Source organism: Cellulomonas xiejunii, assembly GCF_024508315.1.
Taxonomy (GTDB): Bacteria; Actinomycetota; Actinomycetes; order Actinomycetales; family Cellulomonadaceae; genus Cellulomonas; species Cellulomonas xiejunii.
Genome location: NZ_CP101987.1, coordinates 2495379 through 2508144, shown reverse-complemented (window position 1 = coordinate 2508144; position 12766 = coordinate 2495379). Strand labels below are relative to the sequence as shown.

The 12766-nt window shown below is 74.2% G+C and carries 10 protein-coding genes; 4 read left to right on the top strand and 6 right to left on the bottom strand.

Going from position 1 to position 12766, the window contains the following annotated elements:
- Nucleotides 1–209: 209 nt before the first annotated feature.
- Nucleotides 210–2201 (top strand): hypothetical protein, encoded by a 1992-nt coding sequence (locus tag NP048_RS11435; RefSeq protein ID WP_227575727.1) that lies wholly within the window; start codon nt 210–212, stop codon nt 2199–2201.
- A 214-nt stretch (nt 2202–2415) separates the two neighbouring features.
- Nucleotides 2416–3444, top strand: coding sequence for a glycoside hydrolase family 11 protein (locus NP048_RS19315; RefSeq protein ID WP_284439700.1), 1029 nt, complete (start codon nt 2416–2418; stop codon nt 3442–3444).
- Between the two features lie 58 nt (nt 3445–3502).
- On the opposite strand, the gene NP048_RS11425 is transcribed toward NP048_RS19315, so the two are convergent.
- Together NP048_RS11425 and NP048_RS11420 are read right to left on the bottom strand one after the other, a co-directional pair.
- Nucleotides 3503–3712: a hypothetical protein gene (locus NP048_RS11425; RefSeq protein ID WP_227575726.1), complete on the bottom strand. Its 210-nt coding sequence runs from the start codon at nt 3710–3712 to the stop codon at nt 3503–3505.
- On the bottom strand, nt 3709–4209 hold the full coding sequence (locus tag NP048_RS11420) for a MarR family winged helix-turn-helix transcriptional regulator (protein WP_227575725.1): 501 nt from the start codon (nt 4207–4209) through the stop codon (nt 3709–3711). Before NP048_RS11420 ends, NP048_RS11425 begins: the two co-directional genes overlap by 4 nt.
- Nucleotides 4210–4338: 129 nt before the next feature.
- Here NP048_RS11420 and NP048_RS11415 point away from each other — a divergent pair, with 129 nt between their 5' ends.
- Nucleotides 4339–7014 carry a phosphoenolpyruvate carboxylase gene (locus tag NP048_RS11415; RefSeq protein ID WP_227575724.1) on the top strand — a complete coding sequence of 892 codons (2676 nt, stop codon included), beginning with the start codon at nt 4339–4341 and terminating at the stop codon, nt 7012–7014.
- Nucleotides 7015–7108: 94 nt separating this feature from the next.
- On the opposite strand, the gene NP048_RS11410 is transcribed toward NP048_RS11415, so the two are convergent.
- The 3 genes from NP048_RS11410 to NP048_RS11400 all read right to left on the bottom strand — a co-directional run bounded on the left by NP048_RS11410 (nt 7109) and on the right by NP048_RS11400 (nt 9626).
- Nucleotides 7109–8605 (bottom strand): AAA family ATPase, encoded by a 1497-nt coding sequence (locus tag NP048_RS11410; protein WP_227575723.1) that lies wholly within the window; start codon nt 8603–8605, stop codon nt 7109–7111.
- 75 nt (nt 8606–8680) lie between these two features.
- A complete protein-coding gene (locus tag NP048_RS11405; protein WP_227575722.1) occupies nt 8681–9187 on the bottom strand; it encodes an NUDIX domain-containing protein in 507 nt (168 codons plus the stop codon).
- A 37-nt stretch (nt 9188–9224) separates the two neighbouring features.
- Nucleotides 9225–9626, bottom strand: coding sequence for a VOC family protein (locus NP048_RS11400; protein WP_227575721.1), 402 nt, complete (start codon nt 9624–9626; stop codon nt 9225–9227).
- A gap of 108 nt (nt 9627–9734) precedes the next feature.
- Between NP048_RS11400 and NP048_RS11395 the strand changes: the two genes are divergently transcribed.
- Nucleotides 9735–10757, top strand: coding sequence for a sigma-70 family RNA polymerase sigma factor (locus tag NP048_RS11395; RefSeq protein WP_256769266.1), 1023 nt, complete (start codon nt 9735–9737; stop codon nt 10755–10757).
- A 107-nt stretch (nt 10758–10864) separates the two neighbouring features.
- Here the strand turns inward: NP048_RS11395 and NP048_RS11390 are convergent, their stop codons facing one another.
- A complete protein-coding gene (locus NP048_RS11390; protein WP_227575720.1) occupies nt 10865–12517 on the bottom strand; it encodes a DEAD/DEAH box helicase in 1653 nt (550 codons plus the stop codon).
- Between the last annotated feature and the right edge of the window lie 249 nt (nt 12518–12766).

Genomic DNA, 12766 nt, shown 5'->3' with positions numbered 1-12766 from the left:
GGGGGAACGGCTCGTCACCCGCCGTGAGGCGCCCGGTCGTCAGCGGTCGTGGCCATGAGGGCGGCGCTGATGCCCTTTCGCGCACGCTCTCCGTCATGGCGTCGCGCGATGCGCCGCCACGTGCTCGGCTGGACGTATCCACGCGCCTGCGAGCGACTCTCCTTCAGTATGCCTGCAGTGCGAGCCGAGCGCGACGAGCGGGGTGAGCGATGACGGACCGCATCTGCTCCGCGTGCGGGGCGTCGAACGCGTCGAGCGTGACCTTCTGCGCCACGTGCGGCGCCTACGTGGCCTGGGGCGGCGCGGCGACGACGCCCGCGGTGCCGACCGTGCCCGATGGAGCGAGCTCCACCTCGGCGGCAGGTGCGCCGACGCCCCCCGCACCGAAGTCCCCCGCTCCGACCACGGAGCCCGAGATCTCGGACCTCGAGCTGCTTCTCGCTCGGGAGGACCCCCCGGCCCCCCGCGCCGACCCCCACGTGAAGGCTCCTGTGGCGAGGGTCGAGACGGCCGACGTCGTCGTGGCCCCGGACGAGCCCGGCACCACGACCGTCCTGCTGAGGAACGTCTCGGAGCTCGTGGACGGCCTCGTGATCCACCCCGTCGACCCGCTGCCGTGGCTCGTCGTGACCCATGAGGAGGCGCACCTCCTGCCGGGGGAGTCCCGCACGGTCGTCGTGACGTTCGCGACCCGGCCGGGGATCCTCGCCGTCGCGCAACGGCTCGTCCTGGACCTCGTCGTGCGCTCCTGCGTCGATGCCACCAAGGCCACGCCCGTGCAGGTCGCGCTGACGGTGCCTCGCGCGGGGCCGCCGCCGACGCTGACGGCGCGACCGGCGCTCCTGCAGCTGGCGGACGCGGACGAGGGCGTAGTCACGCTGTCGTTCGACAACCGCTCGGCCAACTTCCCGCGTCACTACCGGCTGGCCGTGCACGACCCGCAGGACGTCGTCCGCGCTCGGTTCGTGCCGCCCCAGGTGGACGTCCCGCCCGGCGAGAGCGTCGACGTGAGCGTGCGGGTCACGGCGCCGGCGGCGACGCCAGGATCCGAGGTGACCCGGCAGTTCACGCTCACGGGGGTGGCCGAGGAGGGCCAGGTCAGCACGTCCGTCACGCTGGTCCAGCGCACCGCTGCACCGGCACCCCATGTGCCGGTCGTCCTGCGGATGGAGCCCGGCCGGCTGCGGTCCGAGAACGGGAAGGCCGTGCGGTTCGAGCTCGTCGTGGACAACCGCGCCGGGCACGAGGCTGCCGCGGTGACGCTCGAGGGCCGGGACCCGGCCCACCAGGTCACGCTCTCGTTCGTGGAAAGCCGGCTCGTCGTGCCCGCGGGCAGGGCCGCCCGGGTCCCCGGGCGCGCACGGACGCCGGCCCCACCGCCCGGGACCACCCGGTCCCACCCGTTCGTCGTGGTCGCGAATGACGGGACGACCGACGTGGAGGTGCCCGGCGTGCTGGAGGCGGTCGCGCGGCCTGCGCCGATCGGCACGGCACGGCTGTGGGTCGAGCCGCAGACGCTCGTGACGCAGCGGCGGCACGGCGCGTACCTGGTCCACGTCGACAACCGCCGAGGCCGCGACCCGCTCCAGGTCCAGCTGTCGGGGGCGGACGAGCTCGGCACCGCGCGCCTCGCCTTCACACCCGCGGTGATCGTGGTGCCGGGCGGGCAGGTGGGCACGGTGCGGGTCGCGGTCGACTCCGCGACCCCGCCCGCCGGGACGTCGTCCTCGCGGCGGCTGCGGATCTCGGCGTCCGACGGTCGGGAGGCGGTCGAGACGGAGGCGGTGCTCAGCCAGTCGACGCCGGACCGTCGGCCGGTCGCCAAGCGGTGGCTCGTCGTGCTCGGGGCGGTGCTCGCGGGCCTGGGGGCGCTGCTGCCGTGGCTCGGCCGGATGGTCGACCCCCAGGCGATCGTCTGGGTGGCGTCGAGCGCGTTCGAGGGTGACCGCGAGGCGATCGCGTTCACCGCCACGGTCGGCTCGACCGTCCTCGTGCTGGTGCTGGCGCTGCTCATGCTGATCGGCCTGAACGGCTCGAACGGCCGGGGGATCCGGTTCGCGGCGCTGCTCATGGTGCTCGTCGCGCTCACCGCCGGGATCCTCGGGACACCGGGGGGTGGTCTGGCCCTCGTGCTGCTCGGCGCCGTCCTCGGGTTCGTCGGTGGCGTGCTCGCCCGCTCCCGACCGTCGGGTGGACGGTGACACCGGGGTGGGCCACGCGTGGCAAACGATGCGTTTCGTGAGTGCTAGCACCCATTGACTCCTGTGTCATGACCTTGCACACTCGCCGGGCGGCTGCGGCCCGTCGGCGGGAGCCGTCGGCCCCGGCCGCCCGGAAGGCGCGGGCTGCCGGTCCCGATGTGGGGGCACGGCGGACTTCCGAGGACGTTCGACCTTTCGCACGAAGGAGTGCTTCATGTCCTCTGTCCCCACGCGCACCGCGGTCCGGACGCGCCGTCCGGTCCGCTCGCTGATCGGCGCTGTCGCCGCCAGCGCGCTCCTGGCAGGCGGTGTCGCCGTCGCGGCGCCCGCCATGGCCGCCACGATCAACAGCAACCAGACCGGCACGAGCGGCGGCTACTGGTTCTCGTTCTGGACCGACAGCCCGGGCACCGTCTCGGCCGGCATGAACGACGGCGGCAACTACACGACGAACTGGCAGAACACCGGCAACTTCGTCATCGGCAAGGGCTGGTCCAAGGGTGACAGCTCGAAGGTCGTGAACTACTCCGGTCAGTTCAACCCCTCGGGCAACGCCTACCTGACGCTGTACGGGTGGACCAACGGCCCGCTGATCGAGTACTACATCGTCGACTCGTGGGGCACCTACCGCCCCACCGGCACCCACAAGGGCACCGTCACCACCGACGGCGGCACGTACGACATCTACGAGACGACCCGCGTCAACGCCCCGTCGATCGAGGGCAACTCCTCGACGTTCAAGCAGTTCTGGTCGGTCCGGCAGTCCAAGCGCGTGGGCGGCACCATCACCGCCGGCAACCACTTCTCCGCGTGGGCGTCCAAGGGCATGCAGCTGGGCAACCACAACTACATGATCATGGCCACCGAGGGCTACCAGTCCTCCGGCAGCTCGAACATCACGATGTCGACCGGGTCGGGCGGCGGCGGCAACACGGGCGGCGGCAACACCGGTGGCGGCAACACCGGCGGTGGGAACACCGGTGGCGGCAACACCGGCTCGTGCACCGCGACGGCGACCAAGGCCGAGAGCTGGGGCGACCGGTTCAACGTCACCTACACGGTCTCCGGCAAGTCCAACTGGTCGGTGACGGTCTACCCGAGCAACGGGCAGTCGATCCAGAGCTCGTGGGGCGCCAACCGCAACGGCAACACCTTCACGCCGAACGGCTCGAACAGCTTCGGGGTGACGTACTACAAGGGCAGCAACAACGTCGACTGGACGCCCACCGGCGTCTGCTCGTAGTCCTGCCGTGCGGGGGCGTCGGGGCCACGGCCCCGGCGCCCCCGCCGTGCGCCCGCGGTCAGGTGTCCTCGCTGCTCTCGCGCCCGGCGAGGAAGGCGGTCAGCGCGGGGCCGTCCGCCTCGACCCGGTCGACGACCTCGTCGCCCGTGCACGTCCACAGGCCGACCGTGACCCGAGTGCCGTCCCGGCCGAGCACGCGCCACACCGCACCGGAGTCCTCCCACCGGCGCAGGGCGTCGGCGGCGTCCGCGGCGGTGTGCGTGGTCACGCAGACCCCACCTCGTCGAGCGGCGGCGTGAGGCGTCCGTCGGGGTCGAGGCGCTGGAGCATCGTGCGGGCGAGGTCCTCGAGGCGAGCGACCTGCTCGGGGGTCAGGGCGTCGAGGACGAGCTCGCGTGCGGTGGCGACGTGCCCCGGCGCGGTGCGCACCACGAGGTCCCAGCCCGCGTCGGTGAGGTGCGCGTTCGTGGCCCGCCGGTCGTCGGCACAGGGTGCCCGCTCGACCAGCCCGCGTCCCTCCAGGCGCCGCACGACGTGCGAGAGGCGGGGGAGCGTGGCGTTGGTGCGCCGTGCGAGGTCCGACATGCGCAGCTTCCGGTCCGCAGCCTCGGACAGCATTGCGAGGACCTGGTACTCGAAGTGCGTGAGCCCTGCGTCGTGCTGCAGCTGGGAGTCGAGCTGGGCGGGCAGGAGCTCGGCGACGGCGACGAGGCCGAGCCAGGCGCGCAGCTCGGCGGGGGTCAGCCAGCGGGTCTCGGGGGGCACGGTGCCAGCCTATCTCCACGGTTGACGCGACAACCGGAACTGGTGCGGGACGGTTCTACCGGGTTCCCCGACCGCCCACCCGTCGGGCACCCCGGCGGACAACGCCGGAAAGTCAACTACCTTTCTCCCGTGACTGAAGCGGAGATCGGGTCGGACGTCCCTCGCGGCGTCGTCAGCCATGAGGTACCGGAGCTCCTGCGCAACGACGTCCGGCTGCTCGGAGAGCTGCTCGGCCGCGTGCTGCGCGACGCCGGCGGCGAGGACCTGCTCGCCGACGTCGAACGGCTGCGTGAGCTGGCGATCGCCTCCCACAGCGAGCCGAACGGCCGCGCGCTGGCCGAGGCCGAGGCGCTCGTCGCCGGCTTCAGCCACGAGCGCGCCGAACAGGTGGCGCGCGCCTTCACGTGCTACTTCCACCTCGCCAACCTGGCCGAGGAGTACCACCGGGTGCGCGTGCTGCGCGACCGCGAGTCGCAGCTCTCGCCGCACGAGCTGGCACCGGACGACTCGTTGCCCGCCGCGTACCAGCAGCTCGTCGCCGAGGTGGGCGAGGAGACGGCCCGGGCACGCCTGCGCGACCTGGAGTTCCGTCCGGTCTTCACCGCTCACCCGACCGAGGCGCGCCGGCGCGCGGTCTCCCGGTCGATCCGGCGCGTGGCGGAGCTCGTCGCGGAGCGCGACACGCTGCACATCGGCGGCACGACCCTGGCGGAGAACGAGCGGCGGCTGCTGGCCGAGATCGACACCCTGTGGCGCACGTCGCCACTGCGGGCCGAGAAGCCGACCGTCCTCGACGAGGTCGCCACGGTGCTGTCGGTCTTCGACGCGACGCTCGCCGACGTCCTGCCGACGGTCTACCGCCGGCTCGACGACTGGCTCCTCGAGGACCAGGCGGGGACCACGGCGCCCGTCGTCGCCCCGTTCGCGCGGCTCGGCTCGTGGATCGGCGGCGACCGGGACGGCAACCCGAACGTCACCGCCGAGGTGACGCGCGCGGCCGCCGCGATGGCCTCCGAGCACGCGCTCGACGCGCTGCTGGTCTCAGCGAGCCGGACGGCCGACGGCCTCACGCTCGACGCCGTGGGCACGCCCGCCTCACCCGAGCTCAGCGCGCTGTGGCAGCGCCAGCGCTCCCTGTCCGACGCGATCACCTCCCGCATCGCCGGCTCCGCGCCCAACGAGCCCCACCGCCGTGCCCTGCTGGGGATCATCGAGCGGGTCGCCGCGACCCGGCGACGGGACGCCGACCTGGCGTACGCGAACGCCGACGAGCTCCTGACCGACCTGCGCATCGTGCAGCGCTCGCTCGAGACCGCCGGAGCGCGGCGGGCCGCCTTCGGGGACCTGCAGCGGCTCATCTGGCAGGTGCAGACGTTCGGCTTCCACCTCGCCGAGCTCGAGATCCGCCAGCACTCCCAGGTGCACGCCGCCGCGCTCGCGGACATCGAGGCGAACGGCGTCGACGGCGACCTGCAGCCCATGACCGTCGAGGTGCTCGACACCTTCCGGGCGCTCGGCACCGTCCAGCGTCGTCTCGGCGTGGCAGCCGCGCGGCGCTACATCGTGTCGTTCACGCAGTCGCCCGAGCACCTGCCGGCCGTGTACCGCCTGGCCGACCTGGCTTTCGGTGGTCCCGAGCACGCACCGGTGATCGACGCGATCCCGCTGTTCGAGACGTTCGCCGACCTGCAGAACAGCGTCGAGATCCTCGACGCCGCGCTCGAGCACCCGCGGGTGCAGGAGCGGCTGGCCGCCAACGGCCGGCGTGTCGAGGTCATGCTGGGGTACTCCGACTCCTCGAAGGACGTCGGCCCGCTGTCCGCGACGCTCGCCCTCGACGACGCCCAGCGACGCATCGCCGAGTGGGCGCGTCGCAACGACATCGTCCTCACCCTCTTCCACGGTCGCGGCGGTGCGCTGGGGCGCGGGGGCGGCCCCGCGAACCGTGCCGTCATGGCGCAGCCGCCGGGCTCCGTCGACGGTCGCTTCAAGCTCACCGAGCAGGGCGAGGTCATCTTCGCGCGCTACGGGGACGCGGACATCGCGGCACGGCACATCGAGCAGGTGACGGCGGCGACGCTGCTCGCCGACGCACCGAGCGTCGTGCGCCGCAACGACGAGGCGGCGGGCCGGTTCGCCGACCTGGCGTCCCGCCTGGACGTCGCCTCCCGCGAGCACTTCCACGAGCTCGTGCGCGCCGACGGGTTCCCGTCCTGGTTCGCCCAGGTGACGCCGCTCGAGGAGATCGGCCTGCTGCCGATCGGCTCGCGCCCGGCACGGCGCGGCCTGTCGGTGTCGTCGCTGGATGACCTGCGCGCGATCCCGTGGGTGTTCTCCTGGTCGCAGGCGCGCATCAACCTGGCCGGCTGGTACGGGTTGGGCACCGCGCTCGCGCAGGTCGGCGACGTCGAGGAGCTGCGCGCCGCGTACGCCGAGTGGCCGTTGTTCGCGACGATCATCGACAACGTCGAGATGTCGCTCGCCAAGACGGACGAGCGCATCGCCGCGCGCTACCTGGCCCTGGGTGACCGGGACGACCTCGCGAAGCTCGTCCTCGACGAGATGCGGCGCACACGCGAGTGGGTGCTCGCGACGACCGGGAGCACGGGCGTCCTGTCGCGCCGCCGCATCCTCGGCCGCGCCGTGCAGCTGCGCAGCCCGTACGTCGACGCGCTGTCCCTGCTGCAGCTGCGGGCGCTGCGCGGGCTGCGGACCGGAGGGGAGCAGGCGTCGACCGACGACCTGCAGAGGCTGCTGCTGCTCACCGTCAACGGCGTCGCCGCGGGCCTGCAGAACACCGGCTGAGGTCGGCGCCGCACGACGCCCCCGCCCCGGTACCAGAGCCCGGGGCGGGGGCGTCGCGCGTGCAGGCCGTGCCGCGGTCCCGAGCTCCGGCGCGTCAGCGCGCCGGGACCGTCCGCGTGGCTGCCCAGGCACGCAAGGCTGCGACCCGCTCCGCCATGACCACGGCGAGCGGACGCGTCGCACGCAGCTCGCGGAGCACCGTCGGCGCGTCCAGCTCCGCGCCGTGCGCGTGCGCCGCGTACGTCCCCGCCACCACCGCCTGCTCGATCTCGGCACCGGAGAACCCGTCCGACGCGGCCACGAGGGGCGCAGTCTGCGCGTCCTCCAGCGTCAGCCCGCGACGTGCGGCGTGCAGCCGCAGCAGGCCGGACCGCGCGTCCGCGTCGGGCAGGTCGACGAAGAAGAGCTCGTCGAACCGGCCCTTGCGCACGAGCTCGGGGGGCAGGGCGGAGATGTCGTTGGCGGTCGCGGCGACGAAGACGCGGGAGCCACGGTCGGCGAGCCACGTCAGCAGCGTCCCGAGCACGCGGCGCGCAGACCCGCCGTCGGACTCGCTGCTCGCGATCGCCTTCTCGATCTCGTCGACCCACAGCACGCACGGTGCCAGGGCGTCGGCCGTGGCCAGCGCGTCCCGCAGCCGGCGCTCGGACTCGCCCACGTACTTGTCGTGCACGCCGGCCAGGTCGAGGCGCAGGAGCGGCACACCGAGGATCGCTGCCGCCGCACGGGCCGCGAGCGACTTGCCGCAGCCCTGCACCCCGAGCAGCAGCACGCCGCGTGGTGCATCGAGATGGGGTGCCGAGCCGTCCATGGCAGGGCGTCGCAGCAGCAGCCACTGCACGACCCGGTCGAGGCCGACGACGTCACCGGGAGCGACGGTGGCGTACTCGTACGACAGCACACCGTCTGCCGCGAGCGCGTCGAAGCGGGCACGCTCGACGGCCGGCACGTCGCGGACGGTCAGCGCGCCGTCGTCGACGATCGCCCCGTGAGCCAGACGGGCGACGTCGGACCGTGACAGTCCCGCCAGCCGCGCCACGAGGAGCTCACGGGCGTGCGGATCGACGTGCGGCATCAGGCCCGTGACGTCGGCCCACGCGGCGACCGTGCGGTCGACGATGACGGCGCGCTCGCCGGGGGTCGGGAACGTCACCGGCACGCGCACCGCGAGGTGCTCGAGCTCGCGCGGCAGGGTCAGCGCGTGCGACACGAGCACGAGCGTGCTGCGCAGGCCCATGGGGCGCAGCGCGACGTCCTTGAGCAGGCGCACGACGACCGGGTCGTCGAACCACGGGTGCAGGTCCAGGAGCACGTAGACGGCGGGCGCCACACCGTCGACGATCGACCGCAGCAGGGCCGGCGCATCGGTGTTGTGCAGCTGCGCACCGCCCAGGTCGACGTCCATGCGCCGCAGCCCGTCCGTCACGCTCCAACGGAAGACCGGCCGCCCGGCGCGGCCCCCCGGTGGCCGTGACGCGGCGCGCAGCACCAGCTCGACGGCGTCCGCCTCGTCCTCGGTCTCCAGCACGACGATCGGGGTGCGGGCGGCGACGAGCGCCGCGACGTCGTCGCGGGTGGGATCGGGGTGCACGCGGCCACGCTAGCGGTGCGTGCGGTCCACCCGGGGTGGCGTGGGGGCCCGACGCGCGAGTTCCACCCGCTCGCCTCAGCGGGGCAGCGACATGACCGCGGGCACGGGTGCGCCGGCGGCGAGCAGGTCCAGCACGACGCGCTCGTGGGGGACCACGGGGTCGGGCAGGTCGTGCAGCGGGAACCAGCCCATCGCGGAGGCGCGGTCGGCCTCCCGGAGCGTGGGCTCGCCGCCCCACTGCGTCACCTCGAAGAAGACGTCGACGCGCTGCTCGACCTGCGGTCCGCCCCGTTCGAACCGGTGGATCGCGGTCAGGGGACGCAGCGCGTCCGTGGGCACGACGACCCCCGCCTCCTCCGCCGCCTCGCGCACGGCGGCCTCGTGCACGGACTCGCCCGGGTCGACGTGGCCGGCGAGCACGGACCAGGAGCCGTCCATGTAGCCGGTGCCCGCGCGGCGCTGCAGGAGGACCTCGTCGTCGCCCTCGCCGACCCGGCGCAGGACGACGTACGCGGCGGCGACGAGCAGCGTGCGCTCGCCGAGGTGGTCGTCCGGCGCGTAGCCGTCGGGGTGCGGGGGCATGCGCGCGAGTCTGGCACGCGGGTGCGACGGCGGTGGCTCAGCCGCCGCCGGCGTGGTCCGTGTGCAGGAGCTCCCAGACGTGGCCGTCCGGGTCGGAGACGGCGCGCGCGTACATCGTCCCGTCGTCCTGGGGCGGCCGGAACTCGGAGCCGCCACGGGCGAGCGCAGCCGTGACGAGCGCGTCGACCTCGGCGTGCGACGACGTGGTCAGGCAGAGCAGGACCTGCGTGCTCGTGCGGGCGTCGGCGACCGGCAGGGGCGTGAAGTCGGCGAACCGGTCCCGGTCCATGAGCATGACGCAGACCGTGTCCGACACGACGACGCAGACGATCTGCTCGTCGCTGAACATCTCGTTCACCGCCAGCCCCAGCCCGGTGTAGAACGAGCGCGACGCCGCGAGGTCGTGGACCGGGAGGGTGAGGAAGATGATGCGGTCCACGGGCGCTCCTGCCGGGTGCGGGGTGCGGTGACACCGGTGACGACCCGCGCCGACGTCACGGGTCATCGGGGGGTGTGCCGTGTCGGTGGTCGCGGCTAACGTCGTGGTGTGACGACGACCACACCCGCACCCGCGTCCGGGGCCGCGCCGGGCGACGCACCCGGTGACCTGACCGCCGACGAGTTCGCCGAGCGGCTCGCCCCCATGCGGCGCGAGATCCTCGCGCACTGCTACCGCATGACGGGCTCGGTGCACGACGCCGAGGACATGCTCCAGGAGACGTTCCTGCGGGCCTGGCGTGCGATGCGCGGCTTCGAGAACCGCTCGTCGCTGCGCACCTGGGTGTTCCGCATCGCGACCAACACGTGCCTGACGCACCTCGAGGGCCGGCGCCGGCGGCCGCTGCCGACGGGGCTCGGCGCACCGGCCGCCGACCCGCGGGACCAGCCGCGCGAGGACCTCGGCACGCCGTGGCTGGAGCCCCTGCCGGACGCGCTGGTGTGGGCGCAGCCGCCCGCGGACCCCGCCGAGACGACCGTGCACCGCGACTCGGTGCGTCTCGCGTTCGTCGCGGCGCTGCAGCACCTGACGGCCCAGCAGCGGGCGGTCCTGCTGCTGCGCGACGTCCTCGCGTGGTCGGCGGCGGAGGTCGCGGACGCGCTCGACCTGTCGGTCGCCGCCGTGAACTCCACGCTGCAACGAGCACGCGCGCACATGGCCAACGTGCACCACCTGACGCCGATGGAGCCGACGGACCCGCGCCACCGGGCGCTGGTCGAGCGGTACGTCGAGGCGTTCGAGGCGTACGACGTCGCCGCCATCGTGGACCTGCTCGCCGCCGACGTGGTCTGGGAGATGCCGCCGTTCCCCGGCTGGTACACGGGCCCGCAGGCGGTGGGCGAGCTCATCGGCACGTGGTGCCCGGCCCAGCGGCCGGGGGACATGCGCATGGTGCCGACGGCGGCGAACGGGCTGCCGGCGTTTGCGATGTACATGCGCGACGCGCAGGGACGCCACGCGGCGTTCCAGGTGCAGCAGGTCACCGTGACGCAGGACGGGGTCAGGCACGTGACCGTGTGGTTCGGTGCCCGGCTGTTCGCGCGGTTCGGGCTGCCGGCCCACCTGGACTGACCGGGCGCGGCCCGCGACCAGGGGCCGGGAAGCAGCGAGCCCGGAGCTCGACGGTCCCGATGCGTCAGGGACCGCCGAGCTCCGGGCTCGACGCGTGCGGGCGGACGTCAGGCGGCGGAGCTGCCAGCGCCGGACCGGCTGCGGCCGCGGCCACCGCGCCGACGGCGGGGCGCGCCCGCGGTGTCGGACGGCGCCGATCCTGCGTCGCGCCCGGCCGACGGACCGGTGCCGCGCTGGGGCGTGGTGGTCGCGCGCGGGTCGTGGCCGCGCACGGCGTCGGGCCCGCCCGAGGTCCAGACGACGGCGGGACCTGCGGGCCGCGACGCGGCGCGCGTGCCCGGGCGGCGCCGTGCGGCACCGTCGGGCTGGGATGCGGCACGGGGGCTGCCGGCCTCCTGCGGGGAGCGGCCGCGGCCGGGTGCCGCCTGGCCACGCGCGGACGAGGAGCGGCCGCGCGTCGCCGACTGCCCACGGCCCGCGCCCTGCTGGCCACCGCCGGACCGCCCGCGGCCCGCGGAGGTGGAGCGGTCGTCCGACGTCGCGGGCGCAGCCACGTACGTCGTCGGGGCGGGCGTGCCGCCGTTGTCGGCGCCGACCGTCCCGGGTGCGTCGGCGAACTGACGCACGAGCGCGTCACCGGGGCGCACCGAGACGGGCGTCACGCTGATGCCCGCGGCACGCGTCATGGCGCGCACGTCGGCGCGCTGCTCGGGCAGCTGGAGCGTCAGGACCGTGCCGGACGCGCCGGCACGGGCCGTGCGGCCCGAGCGGTGCAGGTACGCCTTGTGCTCGGCCGGCGGGTCGACGTGCACGACGAGCTCGACCTCGTCGACGTGGATGCCGCGCGCCGCGATGTCGGTGGCGACGAGCACCCGGGCCTCACCGGAGGAGAAGGCGGCGAGGTTGCGCTCGCGCGCGCCCTGGCCGAGGTTGCCGTGCAGGTCGACGGCCGGGATGCCCGCCAGCGTGAGCTGACGCGCGAGCTTCTTGGCGTGGTGCTTGGTGCGCATGAACAGCACGCGGCGGCCGGAGCCGGCCGCGAGCATCTCGACGACGGCCTTCTTGGCCGTCGCGTCGGCGACCTCGAGCACGTGGTGCGTGCTGGCGACCACGGTCTGGGCGGCCGGGTCGACGGCGTGCTCGACCGGCGTCGTCAGGTAGCGCTCGACGAGCGTGCCGACGCCGTTGTCCAGCGTCGCCGAGAACAGCAGGCGCTGGCCGCGCTTCGGCGTGCGGTCCATGAGGCGGCGGACCACCGGCAGGAAGCCGAGGTCGGCCATGTGGTCGGCCTCGTCGAGCACGGTGATCTCGATGCCGTCGAGCGTCACCAGGTTCTGGCGCAGCAGGTCCTCGAGCCGGCCGGGGCACGCGACGAGCACGTCGACGCCGCGGTCGAGGGCCGTGACCTGGCGCGACTGCGCGACGCCACCGAAGATCACGGCGGTGCGCAGGCCTGCGGTCTTGGCCAGCGGGGCGAACACGGCCTCGATCTGGGTCGCGAGCTCACGCGTGGGGCACAGCACCAGGGCGCGGGGGCGGCGAGCACGGCGAGGAGTGCCGGACGCGGCGAGGCGCGTCACGACGGGCAGGGCGAAAGCGAGGGTCTTGCCCGAGCCGGTGCGGCCGCGGCCGAGCACGTCGGCGCCGCGCAGCGTGTCCGGCAGCGTTGCGGTCTGGATCGGGAACGGGGTGGTGATCTGCTGGTCCGCGAGCGCGCGGACCAGCGCCTCGGGCACGCCGAGGTCGGTGAAGGTCGTCACAGGATGGTGCCTCTCGGGCTGTTGAAGTCGGTGTCCGCCGCACGATTCCCGGGGGGACTCCACGACGCGGGCGCGCGGTCGATCGCGCTGCCTCTCGGGACCACTGTCTCACACCCGGGGCCCGGCGCTCGGTGAGGCGCGCGTCGTCGCAGGTCAGCGGCCTGTGATCGCACTGTCCGGCGGTTCGTCCACCAGGGTGAGCCGCGTGGTCGTGGCCGCAGGCGTCCACCCCACGGCAGGTCCCGACCC